The sequence below is a fragment of the Thermomonas paludicola genome (genome assembly GCF_024498955.1).
GTDB classification, from domain to species: Bacteria; Pseudomonadota; Gammaproteobacteria; order Xanthomonadales; family Xanthomonadaceae; genus Thermomonas; species Thermomonas paludicola.
On the sequence record NZ_CP093311.1, the window covers coordinates 44,380 to 59,523 of the forward strand.

Below are 15,144 nucleotides of genomic sequence, written 5' to 3' on the forward strand. Positions count from 1 at the left end.
CATGCCTGCAGGCAACACGCCGATCGAACAGGCCGCCGCAAGCTGGCTGGCGCGCCGCGACGGCGCGCACTGGAGCGCGCAGGATGACGCCGAACTGGCGCACTGGCTCGCTTCCGCAACCGCGCATCGGGTCGCGTTCCTGCGGCTGCAGGCCGCCTGGCAAGAGACCGCCCGGCTGCAAGCGCTGGCCGCCGGCTGGCAAGGCGATGGCGTACCCCCCCGCGGCCACTGGCAGGCATCGCCCGGCAGCCGCCACGAGCAAATGTTGCAGGCGCTGACCCCGCGTGCCGCACCGACGCGCCGCGCCGGTCGCGCCCGCACCTTGCGCTTCGCTGCGGCTGCGGCGTTGGCGGTCTGCGCGCTGGCCATCACCTGGAGCTGGCGCAGCCAGAGCCAGGTCGATACCGCGTCGTTCCACACGGCCATGGGCGAGGTAAGAACCCTGCCGCTGGCCGACGGCTCGCAGGCGACGCTTGCCAGCAACAGCGCCATCGACGTGCGCCTGGCGCGCCACCAGCGTGACGTGGCGCTGACCCGTGGCGAGGCGATTTTCCAGGTCTCCAAGGATCCGCATCGGCCCTTCGCGGTCGCCGCAGACGGTTACCGGGCGGTCGCCGTGGGGACGCGCTTTTCGGTGCGTCGCGATGCCAGCAACCTGCGCGTGGTGGTGACCGAAGGCACCGTGCGCCTGGACGCGCCGGCCGCCGCCGGCATCGCCCAGCCCTCGGTGCTGTTGCCGGCCGGCAGCGTGGCGCTGGTGCATGACCACGGCGTGCTGGTGCGCAGCCTGCCACTGGCCGAGGCGCAGCAGCTGCTGGACTGGCGCGACGGCCTGCTGGCATTCCGCGATGCGCCACTGACCGAGGTGGCTGCCGAGTTCAACCGGTTCAACGCGCGCAAGCTGGTGGTGGCCGATGCCGACGCCGGCGCGCTGCGGGTTGGCGGCAATTTCCGCTGGGACAACGAAGAAGGCTTCGCCCGCCTGCTGCAGGCCGGCTTCCCGGTGCGCGCCGACATCCAGGCCGACCGCATCGTCCTGCATTCCCGCTGAGCGACCCGCGGCAGGGATTTTTCGCATTCATTCGTCAAGATTCCGTAACGGCACCGCATCGAGTGCTCATGGGGAACCTGTCAGTCATGAAACCGTCTCGTCCGCTTCGCGCCCTGCTGCTGTCGCTGGCCTGCTCTGTCGCCCTCGCGGCGCAGGCGCAAACCGCCCCCCGCATCGACATCCCCGCCGGCGACCTGAGCGCGGCGCTGGATGCCTACGCCCGCCAGACCGGCACCCAGCTGGTGTATCGCGCCGACCAGCTCAAGGGTGCACGCAGCGCCGGGCTGAGCGGGCAGGCGGCGTCGCCGCAGTCGCTGGATGCACTGCTCAAGGGCAGCGGCTACCGCGCCCAGCGCGATGCCTCCGGCGCCGTCCTCATCGTGCCTGCGGGTGCGGCGAAGCAGGCCGCACCCGCGCGCGCTGCGCCCGCCGGCAAACCCGCGCAGGCCGCCAGCGACGCCCCGGTCACCAACCTCGACACCGTGCAAGTCACCGGCTCGCGCATCCCGCGCGCGCAGGTGGAAGGCCCGGCGCCGATCACGGTGGTGACGGCCGAACAGATCAAGGCCTCGGGCTTCACCAGCGTTCCCGACGTGCTGCGCTCGCTCAGCCAGAACAGCGGTAGCGTGCAGGGCCAGCAAAACACCACCAGCGCGCAGTCCACCCCCGGCGCGCAAGCGGTGGACCTGCGCGGCCTTGGCCCCAACCACACCCTGGTGCTGATCAATGGCCGCCGCGTCGCCGACTTTCCGCTGCCGCTCAATGGGCGCAGCAACTTCACCGACATCGGCAATATCCCGTTGGGGATGATCGACCGGGTGGAAATCCTCACCGGCAGCGCCTCGGCGGTGTATGGCTCGGACGCGATGGCCGGCGTGATCAACTTCATCCTGAAGAAGTCCACCGATGGCACCACCTTCGACTACCGTTACGGCGACACCAGCCGCGGTGGCGGCGAGTCGCATGACCTCACCCTGACCACCGGCTTCGAACGCGGCAACTTCAGCGGCATCGTTGGCCTGGAGCTGCAGAGCAAAAGCCCGTTGTGGGGCACCCAGCGCAAGCTCCAGGACTCCACCCTTGATTCGCCGACGCCGCAGCGCCGCCTGCCCCGCCTCACTGCCCAGCTGTATGACTGGGACGATGACGTGAACATCGCGCCGGCTGACAACTGCCAGGCGATGGCCGGCTTGAACGAAGGCACCACGGTGCTGGCCAATGATCGCTACGGCGAACCCTACTGCGGCAGCGCACGCGCGATTGCCTATCGCACCATCCAGAACGAACGCAAAGGCGCCAACGTTTACGGCTCGTTCGAGTACCGCTTCTCCGACAGCCTGTCCTGGTTTGCCGATGCCCAGCTGGGATACCAGACAGTCAAGCTGCTGACCGGCACCAATGGCAACGATGTGGCCAGCGACCACATGGGTTGGGAATTCCACGATCCGAATTCGACCAACAATTACCGCAACAAGATGTTTTTCAACGCGGCCAGCGGCCACTACGAAATCTGGTCGCGGCAGTTCACGCCCGAGGAAATCGGCGGCCTGCGCAACCGCATGAACACCACCACCCAGAAGACGGTGGCGATCACCACCGGCTTCAAGGGCTATTTTGCCGATGACTGGGACTGGGAAGCCGCGTTCAACCACACCCAGTACAAGGCCGACGTGGACATGCCACGGATCAAGGCCGCTGCTGCCAACCAGCTGTTCCTCGGTCCGCGGCTGGGCTACGACAACGACGGCTATGCGATCTACAACGCCGACCCGGCGCGGCTGTTCACCCCGCTGACCCAGGCCCAGTTCGCCTCGATCGCGGCAATGTCCACGTTCCGCCCCGAAGCTAGCAACGACAACGTCAGTTTCACCATCAACACGCCGTCGCTGTTCACCCTGCCGGCCGGCGATGCCGGCTTTGCCGCGGCATTCGAGTACGGCAGCCAGTCCTACCACATCCATCCGGACCCGCTGGCGCTGACCGAGGACGCCTATTACGGCCCGCGCTACGGCGATGGCAGCGGCAGCCGCGACCACTGGAGCGCCGCCGGCGAACTGCGCGTGCCGCTGGCGTCCACGCTGCTGGCCAGCCTGGCCGGTCGCTATGACCGCTACAGCTATGCCGGCCAGCACCCGGGCAAGTTCACCTACAGCGCCGGTCTCGAGTGGCGCCCGCTGGAGAGCCTGCTGGTTCGCGGCTCCTACGGCACCGGCTTCCGTGCGCCCGACATGCACTACCTGTTCGCGGGCAACGATTACTACCGTACCCGTTATGCGACCGACTACTACCAGTGCCGCAGCGCGGAGTCGGGCTGGACCGACAGCGATTGCTATGACGACGGCGGCTATGACGTCAGCACATTCGACGTCTACAGCGGCAATCTTGGATTGGCCGTGGAAACCAGCACGTCGACCACGATGGGCTTCGTGTGGTCGCCCACCGCCAACGTCGACCTCGCGGTGGACTACTACAAGATCCGCGTGATGAACCAGGTCCAGACCCAGGACCGCGAGCTGCTGCGCATCACCGAAGCCAATTGCCGCCTTGGCGTGACCGACAGCGGCGCCGCCGTGGACATCCACTCACCCACCTGCGTCGATGCGCTGGCCCGCGTGCAACGCGACACCAATGGCGACATCACCGGGGTGTTGTTCGCCCCGATCAACATCGCCAGCGAACAGACCTCGGGCATCGACGTGACCGCCAACTATCGCCTGCAAACCACGGTCGGCGATTTTCGCTTCAGCGGCAATTACACCTGGGCCCGTCGGCACACTCGCCAGCAATATCCGGGCGACCCGACCGAAGACATGCTGGACGTCAGCTTCAGCGACACCACGCTGCCGCGCACCAAGTCCAACCTGGGCGTGACCTGGGACAAGGGCGAATGGGGCGCCAGCCTGTTCGGCAGCTATCTGGGCCGCGTGGCCAACTACGCCAACACGGCGTGGACGCCCTCCACCTGGCGCTTCAACGCCGGTACCCGCTATGACATCAGCGACCACCTGCGCGTCTCGCTGACCATCAACAACCTGCTGGACAAAATGCCGCCGAAGGATCCGACCTGGGGCAACTACCCCTATTACGACACCTCGTGGTTCGATTCGATCGGCCGCAGCTTCTACCTGCAGGTCACCTGGAAGCTGGGCGGCAAGGCGCTCGACTGATCCGACGCATCGGCACGCGCGGGAAACGCCCCGGTTCGCCGGGGCGTTTTGCGTTACGGCGGATTGCCCGCGGCCAGCCCGGGAACCGGCTGGCCCACGAAACGCCGATAGCCCACGTAATGATGGAAGACGAAACCCGCGAACGCCGGCCGGCGGGACAGGGCGACCTCGACCTTGCCCGCCTCGCGCTCGAACGCCGCCTCGTCCATGCCGTGGAAGCTGAGCTTGGCGGGTTCGCCGGGATTGAACTCCAGCCCGATCACCACCCGCTTGCCCACCTTGTCGGCGTAGGCCAGTTCGTCCTCCGCGTGCGAGAGGATGCTGTCGCGGCCATCGGCATGATTGCGGTAGTCCATCAGCGCCACGTAATCGGTGAGGTCGATGACATGCTCCGAGACAGGCTTGCGCGTGCCGTGCCACTCCAGCTCGATGCCATCCCACCAGAACGGCATCGCCGGGCCGACCGGCAGCGTCTGCCCGGACCTGCGCTTGGCCTCCATCATCGCCGCGCTCATGTCGAGGAAGCCACGCAGCAGGCGCGGGCGAGTCGCGTCCTCCCACGCGTCCAGCAGGTGCGGCTCGATGTCGTAGTTCACGCCGTCGAAGCGCGCGTCCGGCGCCGCGGCGGCGTTGTAGTCCAGCACCCGCTGCAGCATCGCCACCGCCTTGCGCTGATGGCGCGGCAGCACGTAGCGCTCGCTGTGCAGGTACCACGAGCCCAGCAGCGCATACACCTGGATGCCATGCGCGTGCGCGGCGCGAATGAACTCGCGATAGCGCTGGGGCTGCTGCCGGATCAGGTTGCGCCGGTCGAACGCATCCGCATACAGATAGACGATGCCGATTCGCTTGCGTTGCAGGAACGCGAAGCTTTCGTCGGCCATCTGCGGCGACTCCACCATCGCATAGGACGGCGCCTCCCAGTTCCACACCGCGCGCGGTGCAGGCATCGCCGTTGCAGGCGTGTGCGGTGGCGTCTGCCCGCGCGCCGCCGCCGCCAACAGCAGGCCAGCAAGCACCCATCCCGCCGCCCCGCTGCGCGTCATTGCACTGCGGCCGCGATGTCCAGCGGAATGTGGAAGTTGCCGCGGCCGAGCGGCTTGCCGCTGTTCGGATCGGAGGGCAGCACCGACACGAAGTAGCGGCCCGGTGCCAGTGACGGGACTGCCAGTGACAGCACGACATCCCGGCGTTCGTGGGCATGCAGCTGGATCGCGCTGCCGTACCCTTCGCGCAGCTCGCGTCCATCTTCGGCAGCCAGCACGGCCAACGGCGAGAACGTGGCGGAAGCGGTCGCATCCCCATTGATGAAGGTCGCCACGACGCTCACGCCCTCGGCGGAGTGCGTCAGCTTCACCTCTTCCAGCCCCAACCCGGCCGGCAGCATCCCGATGGCGGGCGCGTCCTGCACGGGTGCGCCCGGCGCGGCATTGAATGCCACCAGCCTGGGCGCGCCGCCCTCGGGCGAGAGGGCCAGGCGGCTCAGGAAGCGGGTGTTGGCGGCAACATAGCGCTGCAGCCGCTGCGCGACCTGCGCCTGCACGCCGGTGTCCTCGATCTCGGATGCGCGCATGCCGTCCTGCAGTTCAAACAATCGGTTGTCGTGCAGGAACCAGCGGCCCGACACGAAATCCGGCGTGCTGGTCTTGGTTTGCTTGATCGGGAAATCGTGCAGGCTGCGGAAGGTGGCCGCCATGTCCAGCCCGCTGCCTGTCCACGTGACCTGCGCCGGCCGCTGCAAGCCGTAGGTATTGGACAACAGCGCCAGCAGCGACGGCGTCACGTCCATGTGCGAGGACACGCCGCGGATCCGTGCAGGCGCGCGCAGCAGCGGCGAATACACGATCAACGGCACGTGGTAGCGCTCGACATAGGTGTCCTGCGGAATCTCCGGCAACCGGTGATCGCCGGTGATCACGAAGATCGTGTCGGCATACCACGACGCGCCCTTCACCGAATCGAAGTAGCGCCGCAGCTGGTCGTCGGTGTACAGGATCGCGCTGTAGATGTCGGCGTGCGCGCGATACCCCGGCTTCCTCGATGCCGGCATGCCCAGCGTGTCCAGGCGCTGTTCGACGCGGGCCTTGTACACCGCCTGTCCCGGGAACGCGTAGTTGGTATGCATGCTGATGGTCTGGATGCCGAGCACGAACGGCGCGCGCAGGCGGTCGCTGTCGGCCAGCACCCGCGACACCAGCTCGCGATCCGGATAGCCCCACTCGCTGAAGGGATTGCGCTGGTAGCCGGGGCCGAAGGTGCGCAGGTCGACGATGTCGTCGACGCCCTCCAGTTGCAGGAACGCGCGCTCGTTGTCGAAGTCGGTATCGGTGCCGCTGTAGAACGCGCTGCGGTAGCCCTGCCGGTGCAGCACGTTGAACAGGCCGGCGTGCGCGGGCATCTTCGGGCCCAGCGCGGCGAAGCCTTCCTCGGCCATCGGCAGCGAGCCGAACAGCGACGGCAGCACCCCGAAGGTGCGGCCCTGGTTGGCCATGACATTGTCGAAGTACAGGCTGCGCGCGCCAAGTTCATCCAGGAACGGCGTGAAGCTGCCAAATGGCGCCTGCGGGCCGGAGAACGAACGGCCCAGGCCTTCCACCACGATCACCACCAGGTTCGGCGGCCGGCCGTTGCTGGTCGGACCGAAATACGGCCCGAGCGCATCCGGCGTGGTTTCGGCATGCAGGAATGGATAGTCCGGGTTCTGCGTCGGCAGCGCCGCGCCCGGTGCGGCCGCAGCCGACAGCGCCGGCACAGGCGTGGCGCGCCACCAGCGCAGGCTGTCGGCGACGAAATAGCTGCCCTTGCTGGTGGCGATGTCGCGCGCAGCATCGCTTCCCAGCCCGCGCACGCCGACCGCCACGGGCAGCAGCCACGCAGCAGCACCCGCCAGCAGCAGGGCCGCCAACACAACCGGCCTTGGCGCGGCCCGCGTGCTCGCGCGCCAGACCAGCAGCGCCCACAGCAAGGCCAGCGGCAGCAGCAAGCAAAGCCAGCCGATCCACCCCGTTGCGCTGCCGGTGGTTCCACTGACCGTGGTGCGGATTTCGGCCAGGCTGTACCCGAACAGATCGGCGCCCAGCGGCACCCGCGACACGAGGTAATACTGTTCCAGCGCCGCTTGCAGCAACAGCAGCAGCGACCACAGCGCGCCCACGGCCAGCAGCCGCGACCGCGCGCCGCGCAACGCGGCCAGCGGCCAGGTCAGCAGGAACAGCAGTGGCAGGGCGCGCAGCAGGAATAGCAGCTGATTGCCGGTTGCCGTGGCCACGACCGGTAGCGACCATCCTCCGGTCGGCAACGCGCGGCTTGCCGCCAGCAGCGAGAATGCCAGCTGTGCCAGCAGCAATGCCGGCAGCCAGCCCAGGACACGCGATGCCGCCGATTCGTGCCCGCCAATTGCGGCTGCGGGTTGGTTATGGCGCCTCACCAGCGTCGGTACAGCGCAAGCGAGAGCTGCTGCTCGTTGAAGCCGCCGGCGTCATCGGCATAGCCAGCGCCCAACTTGAAGCCCCAGTCCTGGCGGACGTAGCGCACCCAGTTCACGCCAAACGATGCATTGCTGTTGCGCACCAGTGCACCGTAGCGGTCCAGGTCCGTGCTGCGCCCATGGCCGCCGCTGAATTCAAGATAGTCGTCGGCGTTGCCGCGATAGTAGTTGCGCACCACCGCGCGCTGGCTCCAGCTGCCGGAACTCGCCCCGGGCACGTGCTGCAGCTTGTAGCGGACGTACCAATTGCCGACATAGCGGCCCACCCCGACGCCATAAAACTCGGTGTCCGCGCTGAAGCGCAGGTGGTCGATGCTGGCCGACAGCTCCCAGCCGCTGCCCACGCCCTGGAACAGCTCCGCGCGCCACGCCTGGTTTGCCAGCAGGCCGCCGCGCGGGCCGCGCTGGTAGCGCAGGTTGGCGTAGGCACGCGCCCACAGCGAGGCATAGCCATCCAGCGCCCAGGCATTGCTGCTGCGGTTGAAGTGATCGGCACGCAGCCACTCCAGCGCCAGCGATCCGCGTTCGAACTTGCGCCGTAGCGACACATTGGAATCGTTCCACGCATCGCGCCCACCGCTGAAACCGGTGTGGTCGATGCCGGCCCGCAGCGACCAGCGGTAACCATCGGCCAATAGCGCATCCGGCACCGCCTGCCGCTGCAGCGTGCCTTCATTCAAGCTGGCGATTTGTGCCGCCTCGGCCCCAAGCCCGCCGGCAGCGGCGAAATCGGCGCGCGCCGCGCCCATGTCGCCCGCCGCGCGCCATGCGCGCCCGCGTGCGATCAATGGCGCAGGTGCATCCGGCGCCAGCGCGACCCAGTGCGCATAAGCCTCCGCCGCACGTTTCGGGCGGTCGCTCCACAGATACAGGTCGCCCAGCGCCGACCATGCATCCGCGTAGTCAGGCTTGCGTGCGGTGACGGCCAGCAGGTCGGCTTCAGCCTCGGCGTATCGGCCCATCCAGGCATACGTCCGGCCGCGTGCCAGCAGCACATCGCTGTTGCCCGGCGATGCCTGCAGCATCGCGCCATACAGGCGGATTGCCTGTTCCCGCTGCGCGGGGTCGCCGGACGTGGCGAGATCGCGCGCCTGCTGCAGGCGCGCCTCATGGCCTTGCGCCGGCGCCACATCCTGCATGCCCGGCGCATCATCAAGGCGGGAGGTGATGCCGCCACTTCCTGCCAGCAGTGCGGCGTGGAGCGCGGTGAACAGCAGCAGGCTCATGAAGCAGTCCTCTTTTGCAACGTCTGCGAAGGGTCAGGGGGCGGCCGGGCCGCTGGCCGCGACCTGCGGTTCGTGGTCTTGCCAGTCCGCGCTGCGGCGAACGTGCCCCCACGAAGAGCGGCGGCGCAGCGTGACCAGCCAGCGCACCATGCCGATCACGCGGAACAGCGACGTCATCTGCCGGTACCCGAAGTTCTCCAGCACGGCCACCAGGAACAACTTGAGCTGTTGGCTCGGCCGCGGATACAGGTGGAAGGAGATTTCTTCCAACAGCATGGCGTTGACCGACAGCAGGATGCCAAGCCCCACTGCGGCGAACAGGAAGGCGAAGAATGCCTGCACCGACAGCATTCCCACCAGCCCCAGCACGATGACAGCCGCATAGCCAAACACTTCCACCAGCGGCCCGAGGCATTCAAACAGCAGCATGAACGGATAGGCCACCCAGCCCACCATGCCGCCATTGCGCCGGAACATCAGGCGCCAGTTGCCGAACAGGCTCTCGGCCAGGCCCTGCTGCCAGCGCACGCGCTGGTTGTAGAACGAGCGCAGGTCCGACGGCACTTCGGTCCAGCAGATCGGGTCGGGCACGAAGGCGATTTTATACGGCCGCTTTTCCTCGCGCATGCGGTTGTGCAGGCGCACCACCATCTCCATGTCCTCGCCCACCAGGTCGCTCTTGTAGCCGCCGGCGGCGATCACCCGCTCCTTGTAGAACACGCCGAACGCGCCGGAAATGATCAGCAGCGCATTGATCGGCGACCAGCCCAGGCGGCCGAACAGGAACGCACGCAAGTATTCCACCGTCTGCACCAGCGGCAGCACCTTGTTCGGCAGGTCCACTTCCGACAGCAATCCGTCCTGGACCTTGCAGCCGTTGACGATGCGGATCACGCCTCCGGTGGCGATCATGCTGGCGTCTTCCAGGAACGGCTGCACCACGCGCGCCAGGCTGTCTTCCTGCAGGATGCAGTCGGCATCAACGACGCAGAACAGTGGGAAGCGCGCGGTGTTGATGCCGGCGTTCAAGGCGTCGGCCTTGCCACCGTTGTGCTTGTCCACCACGCGTACCCGCCCGTTGTGCGGCGACGCGAAGATGCGCTTGACCGGCTCGGTGTGCAGGCGACTGCGGTAGGCCTCGGGGAATTCCACCAGCCCGAATCCATTGACCACTGCCTGCAGGGTGTTGTCGGTCGAACCGTCGTTGACCACCACGATTTCGAAATTCGGATACCCCAGCCGCAGCAGTGAACGCACTGTGGTCAAGATGGTGCGTTCCTCGTTGTGCGCCGGCACCAGGATGCTCACCGGCGGCTGATAGCTGGCGAAGTTCTTGACCCGGAAGCTGGCGCCGTGCTCGCGCGCGTGGCGCAGGATGGCGAACATGGCGATGAAATTCAGCGCCAGATAGACCACGTTGATGCAGATGAAATAGGCCAGGAAACCCCACTGCATCAGAATCAGCGCAGAGGTCAGCTCCGGCGAAATTCCGGCGGTCATCATGTCGATTCTTCCAGCGCGCGCTCTGCCATCACCTGGGTGAGGATGTCGCGCGCAAACCGGTCCTGGTGACTGTCCCGCAGTTGTTGCAGGCGTGCGTCATCACTGCCGAACAACTGCTGCAGCGCCTGCGCGGTGCGATAGCGCACCCACCACTGCGCATCGGCCAGCAGGGGCGCCAGCGCGGGCGCATCGTCCGCCGTTCCAAGCCGGCCAATCGCCGCCGCCGCATGCATGCGCACATGCCAACGCGGATGCGCCAGCAGCGCCCGCGCCTTGTCCAGGTCGGCCGGGTTCTGCATGACTTGCAGGCAGGTGGACACCAGGTGCTCGTCATGTGGCTCGGCGAGGATTTTGCCGATCACCGGCGCGGCCTCTTCCGGGCTGACGGCGGCAAGAAAGCGCACCAGTCGCGGCGCCACGTCATCGTTGGCACGCAGCGCGGCGGCGCCCAGTTCTTTCTCGACCACCCGCGGCCCCGCCTCGTCCAGCATCTGGGCAATGCCGCCATCCACCCAATCGTGGCGGGCGACGATCTGCGGCACCACCTGCTGAACGGCGCGCACGGCATCGATCCGCATCAGTGCGCGCGCGGCGCTGATCGAGATGATCGGGCTGGCGTCGTCGATCAACCCCGCCAGTTGCTCGAAACTGGTCTGGCTGCGCAGGTAGCCCATCGCGATGATCGCCATGACCTTGTCGTGGAAACTGCTGCGCCTGAGCATCCGCTCCAGCTTCGGTGCCAGCCCGACGCGCTCGGCAACCGCGCGCATTCCCGGGCTGTCGGCGCGCTCCGGCGCGTCATGCAGCTCGTTCCAGACATCCACGAAACCCGCCATGTCGCGCCAGGGCAATGCCGGCACGCTGGCTGGCGCTGCCTGCGTGGCCGCGCTCAAGACCTGCCTCCAGAACGCCGCCGCGCGCAGATGATTGCGCTCGCGCCGCTGTGCGATCTGGCGCAATACCAGGACCGCCGACAGCATCAGCAGCGACGCCACGCTCACGCACACGCCCACCCAGAACGCGAACACGATCTGCGCATCGGCCTGCATCAGGAACGACATGGTCGAGCTCCAGCCCGCGCATGCGGATCCCTGATGGTGTCGCGACGGTGTCTGCCGAGGTTGAACATGCTTCCGTGATCAATGAATGGTGGATCCAGGCGCAGCGTCGCGGTCGCCGTCCGGACGGCCGGAAAACGGAAACCTTCACGACATTGCGGCTTGCCTGGCGATCACCCTTGACGGGGCCCGCGTCACCCTTGTGCAGGCGGGCCGCCTCGCCACCCGACGTGCGCAACAAACCGCAGGAACTGTGACGCAATTCCCATGCCAAACACGCAAAGTCGGTCGGCCAGCACCCGGCAAGGTCGCTGCAGCGAAGCGGGCTGCCCTTTTGCGTCAGTTATTGACGCGTCCCGATAGCGTGTCGCAGGACTGCACTACATCGTGGTTGCGCCCCTTGAACGGCGCATACCACCGCTGGATGCGGGCGATGTCGGCATGCATGTCATCGCTCAGGTGGAACACCGGGCCGATGCCGATGGTGCGGCTGCGGTAGTCGAAATAGGCCGGAATCACCGGCACCCCGGCGCCGTGCGCAATCCGCCAGAAGCCGGGCTTCCAGCGCTCCACGCGCTTGCGGGTGCCTTCCGGGGCGATGGCATACCACATGCAATCGGCCTCGCACAGCGTCTGCGTGGCCTGATCCGCCACCCCATGCGCCGCGCCGCGATTCACCGGAATCACCCCGTGGCGGCGCAGCCAGGCGCCCAGCAGGGGGATGCGGAACAGGCTGTGCTTGCCCAGGATCGACAGGCGCACGCCCAGCGCCAACTTGGCGGCAAACCCCCATATCCCATCCCAGTTGGACGAATGCGGCGCCGCGATCAGCACCGCCTTGGGAATGTCCGGGAACGCGCCCACCATGCGCCAGCCACCCATGCGCAACACGGTCTCCCCCAGCCACCTGGACACCGGGCTGGGCGCCATGCGTGGCGCACTGGCGGGCAGTGCCGGCACCACGCCCCGTGTCTGTTCGTCGCTCAATCCCAGCCTCGCCCGCTGCGTCCCTGCTTGATGCTCGCACGTTCCCGTTTGTCGCCCAAGCGGCGCTTCTTTGCCGCCCGGCTCGGCTTGGTCGCAATGCGCGGTTTGGGTGCATGCAGGCCGCTTTCGATGAAGCCGGCCAGCCTGACCCGCGCGTCTTCGCGGTTGCGCTCCTGGGTGCGGAAACGCTGCGCGGAAAGCACCAGCACGCCTTCGCTGGTCATGCGCCGGTCGCGCTTGGCCAGCAAGCGTTCGCGCACGACCTCCGGCAGCGAAGGCGAGCGCGCCACGTCGAAGCGCAACTCCACCGCCGTGGCGACCTTGTTGACGTTTTGCCCGCCCGGCCCCGACGCCCGCACGAAGCGCTCGATGAATTCGTCCTCGTCGATGTAAAGCGTGCCGATCTGCATGCGCAGATTCTAATCGCGCCCGCAGCGTCGTTTGCCGGCCACCCGCCCGACTGCGAGAATGCCGCACCCCTGAAGGAGTTCCCCATGCGCCGCCTTGCCCTGTCTTTCGCCCTGCTGCTGGCCTTCGCGCCGGCATTCGCCGCCACATCGCCCGCCACCCAGCCGGCTGCCGAAACAGCCGCCGCCGCCGACGTGGATCGCCTGCTGCAAACCATGGACATGAAAACCATGATGGCCGGGATGATGCAGCAGGCGATGGCCGCGCAGGAGCAGATGGTCACCAACGCATTCGGCAACGACCTCACCGAGGCCAAGCGCAAGGAAATGCATGACGTCATGGCCACCACCAGCGTCATTCTCGAGAAGCACATGCGCTGGGAAGCGCTCGAACCGATCATCCGCAAGGTCTATGCGCAGGTGTTCAGCAAGCAGGAAGTGCTGGCGATGACCGCGTTCTATGCCAGCCCGGAAGGCGCCTCGATCCTCAGGAAGTCGCCGCAGGCGATGGCCATCACCATGCAGCAAATCCAGCCGATCATGCTGTCGGCGATGCAGGAAGTGAAGGCGGCGATTGAACAACAGACCACGGCCACGCCGACGAAATGACCTTCATGGCGCTGGCGCATTGAATAGCGCCAGCGCCTTGCGGAACTCCGCATCCAGCGGCGCGATGGCCTCGATGCGCGCGCCTCCATGCGGATGCACGAACGCCAGCCGCCGGGCGTGCAGCAGCATCCGATGGATGCCAAGCATGCGGAAATTCCGGTTGTGGCGGCCATCGCCGTGGCTGCTGTCACCGATCAGGTGATGCGACAGGTGCTTCAAATGCCGGCGGATCTGGCGGAAGCGGCCGGTCTGCGGCGACGCGCGCAACCAGGCGTAGCGCGAGGTGTCGAAACCGGCGGAAGGCAACGGCAGCTCGCAGGTGGCAAGCACTTCGAAGTCGGTGGTCGCCGGCTTCTTCACCGGCTTGCCGGGGCCGCCGTCCAGCGGATGGTCCACGGTGAATGCGCGTTCGCCAGGCCAGCCGCGGCAAATCGCCCAGTACTCCTTTTCCACTGCGTGCGCCATCAACGCCTTGCCCAGCTTCGAGGCGGTGTCGCGATCGAAGGCCAGCAGCAGGCAACCGCTGGTGGCGCGATCCAGCCGGTGCACCAGGGAAATCGGCTTGCCGAACTGCTCGCGCAGGCGATCAGCGGCAAAGTCGGTCTCGCCACGCGCCAGCGCGCTGTCGTGCGCCATCAAGCCGGCCGACTTGCACACCACCGCCAGCGCATCGTCCAGATACAGGACCGGCAGCGCGGCATCAGTCATGCAGCTGGCCGCCGCCGCAATGGCGTGCCTCCATCTGCAGGGTGGCGTGGCTGATAGCGAAGCGCGCCACCAGTGCAGCGGCGACCGCATCGCGCACGCCGTCGGCATCGCCGCCGCGCTCGTCCAGCAGCACGTGCGCGGTCAGGATCGGCTCGCGCGAGCCCAGCGCCCACACGTGCAGGTCGTGCACCGTGGCCACGCCCGCGACCGCCTGCATCGCATCGCGCACGTCGACCAGGTCGATGCCGGCCGGAACCCCCTGCATCAAGACATGCGCCGCCTGCCGCAACAGGCTCCAGGTGCGCGGCAGCACCCACAACCCCAGCAGCACCGCCATCACCGGATCAACCACGGTCCAGCCACTGAAGTGGATCAACAGCGCGCCCGCGATCACGCCCAGCGAGCCGAGCATGTCGCTCCACACTTCCAGATAGGCGCCCTTGACGTTGAGGCTCTCGCCCGCGCCGGCGGCCAGCAGGCGCATCGACACGAGATTGGCCACCAAGCCCAGCACTGCCACCGCCAGCATGCCGGCAGTGGCAACCTCCTGCGGTGCGCGGAAACGCTGCACGGCTTCCCACAGGATGTAGCCCGCGACCACGAACAACAGGCCCCCGTTGACCAGCGCGCCGATCGCCTCCATCCGCGCATAGCCATAGCTGCGCTGCGCATCCGCAGGCCGGCGGCTCATCCGCACCGCGAACAGCGAAATGCCCAGCGCCGCCACGTCGGTCATCATGTGCGCGGCGTCGGACAGCAGCGCAAGGCTGTTGCTGAGCAGGCCCCCGGCAACTTCCGCCAGCAGTACCACCGCAGTCAGCGCGAATGCGATCCACAACGGGCGCTCGTGCTTGATCACGCTGGGCACGTGGCCGTGACCATGGTCGTGGCGGTGATCGTGCGAATGTTCGCTGGCAGTGCCCATGTCATTCATCGTCTGC

At 67.3% G+C, this 15,144-nt stretch carries 12 protein-coding genes; 3 read left to right on the forward strand and 9 right to left on the reverse strand.

Annotation, left to right across the window (positions count from 1 at the left end; translation table 11 throughout):
- Position 1: 1 nt before the first annotated feature.
- Together LIW09_RS00220 and LIW09_RS00225 are read left to right on the forward strand one after the other, a co-directional pair.
- The gene (locus tag LIW09_RS00220; RefSeq protein WP_256645992.1) at positions 2-1,051 is read left to right on the forward strand and encodes a FecR family protein; all 1,050 of its coding nucleotides are present in this window, start codon (positions 2-4) and stop codon (positions 1,049-1,051) included.
- A gap of 86 nt (positions 1,052-1,137) precedes the next feature.
- Positions 1,138-4,218: a TonB-dependent receptor gene (locus tag LIW09_RS00225; protein ID WP_256645993.1), complete on the forward strand. Its 3,081-nt coding sequence runs from the start codon at positions 1,138-1,140 to the stop codon at positions 4,216-4,218.
- A gap of 53 nt (positions 4,219-4,271) precedes the next feature.
- Here the strand turns inward: LIW09_RS00225 and LIW09_RS00230 are convergent, their stop codons facing one another.
- From LIW09_RS00230 to arfB, 7 genes are all read right to left on the reverse strand, one after another.
- On the reverse strand, positions 4,272-5,264 hold the full coding sequence (locus tag LIW09_RS00230; protein ID WP_256645994.1) for a hypothetical protein: 993 nt from the start codon (positions 5,262-5,264) through the stop codon (positions 4,272-4,274).
- Positions 5,261-7,645, reverse strand: a complete 2,385-nt coding sequence (locus LIW09_RS00235; protein WP_256645995.1) for an LTA synthase family protein — start codon at positions 7,643-7,645, stop codon at positions 5,261-5,263. Before LIW09_RS00235 ends, LIW09_RS00230 begins: the two co-directional genes overlap by 4 nt.
- A complete protein-coding gene (locus LIW09_RS00240; protein ID WP_256645996.1) occupies positions 7,642-8,931 on the reverse strand; it encodes a YaiO family outer membrane beta-barrel protein in 1,290 nt (429 codons plus the stop codon). The genes LIW09_RS00235 and LIW09_RS00240 overlap by 4 nt, the downstream gene beginning before the upstream one ends.
- Positions 8,932-8,964: 33 nt before the next feature.
- Positions 8,965-10,434 (reverse strand): glycosyltransferase family 2 protein, encoded by a 1,470-nt coding sequence (locus LIW09_RS00245; RefSeq protein WP_256645997.1) that lies wholly within the window; start codon positions 10,432-10,434, stop codon positions 8,965-8,967.
- Entirely contained in the window at positions 10,431-11,495 is a 1,065-nt protein-coding gene (locus LIW09_RS00250) for a HEAT repeat domain-containing protein (RefSeq protein WP_256645998.1), read from the reverse strand. The genes LIW09_RS00245 and LIW09_RS00250 overlap by 4 nt, the downstream gene beginning before the upstream one ends.
- Positions 11,496-11,831: 336 nt before the next feature.
- Positions 11,832-12,479, reverse strand: coding sequence for a 1-acyl-sn-glycerol-3-phosphate acyltransferase (locus LIW09_RS00255; protein ID WP_338064821.1), 648 nt, complete (start codon positions 12,477-12,479; stop codon positions 11,832-11,834).
- Positions 12,476-12,889, reverse strand: coding sequence for an alternative ribosome rescue aminoacyl-tRNA hydrolase ArfB (arfB, locus tag LIW09_RS00260; protein WP_256645999.1), 414 nt, complete (start codon positions 12,887-12,889; stop codon positions 12,476-12,478). Before arfB ends, LIW09_RS00255 begins: the two co-directional genes overlap by 4 nt.
- 84 nt (positions 12,890-12,973) lie before the next feature.
- On the opposite strand from arfB, the gene LIW09_RS00265 reads away from it, so the two are divergent.
- Positions 12,974-13,495, forward strand: coding sequence for a DUF2059 domain-containing protein (locus LIW09_RS00265; protein WP_256646000.1), 522 nt, complete (start codon positions 12,974-12,976; stop codon positions 13,493-13,495).
- A gap of 3 nt (positions 13,496-13,498) precedes the next feature.
- Here the strand turns inward: LIW09_RS00265 and LIW09_RS00270 are convergent, their stop codons facing one another.
- Both LIW09_RS00270 and LIW09_RS00275 read right to left on the reverse strand, forming a co-directional pair.
- Entirely contained in the window at positions 13,499-14,203 is a 705-nt protein-coding gene (locus tag LIW09_RS00270; protein ID WP_256646001.1) for a pseudouridine synthase, read from the reverse strand.
- On the reverse strand, positions 14,196-15,128 hold the full coding sequence (locus LIW09_RS00275) for a cation diffusion facilitator family transporter (RefSeq protein ID WP_256646002.1): 933 nt from the start codon (positions 15,126-15,128) through the stop codon (positions 14,196-14,198). The genes LIW09_RS00270 and LIW09_RS00275 overlap by 8 nt, the downstream gene beginning before the upstream one ends.
- Positions 15,129-15,144 lie beyond the last annotated feature (16 nt).

Coding starts and splice junctions, on each gene's coding strand:
- LIW09_RS00225 (WP_256645993.1), top strand. CDS start 1,138: ATGAAACCGTCTCGTCCGCTTCGCGCCCTGCTGCTGTCGCTGGCCTGC.
- LIW09_RS00250 (WP_256645998.1), bottom strand. CDS start 11,495: ATGTCGTTCCTGATGCAGGCCGATGCGCAGATCGTGTTCGCGTTCTGG.
- LIW09_RS00220 (WP_256645992.1), top strand. CDS start 2: ATGCCTGCAGGCAACACGCCGATCGAACAGGCCGCCGCAAGCTGGCTG.
- LIW09_RS00245 (WP_256645997.1), bottom strand. CDS start 10,434: ATGATGACCGCCGGAATTTCGCCGGAGCTGACCTCTGCGCTGATTCTG.
- LIW09_RS00240 (WP_256645996.1), bottom strand. CDS start 8,931: ATGAGCCTGCTGCTGTTCACCGCGCTCCACGCCGCACTGCTGGCAGGA.
- LIW09_RS00275 (WP_256646002.1), bottom strand. CDS start 15,128: ATGGGCACTGCCAGCGAACATTCGCACGATCACCGCCACGACCATGGT.
- LIW09_RS00265 (WP_256646000.1), top strand. CDS start 12,974: ATGCGCCGCCTTGCCCTGTCTTTCGCCCTGCTGCTGGCCTTCGCGCCG.
- LIW09_RS00270 (WP_256646001.1), bottom strand. CDS start 14,203: ATGACTGATGCCGCGCTGCCGGTCCTGTATCTGGACGATGCGCTGGCG.
- arfB (WP_256645999.1), bottom strand. CDS start 12,889: ATGCAGATCGGCACGCTTTACATCGACGAGGACGAATTCATCGAGCGC.
- LIW09_RS00230 (WP_256645994.1), bottom strand. CDS start 5,264: ATGACGCGCAGCGGGGCGGCGGGATGGGTGCTTGCTGGCCTGCTGTTG.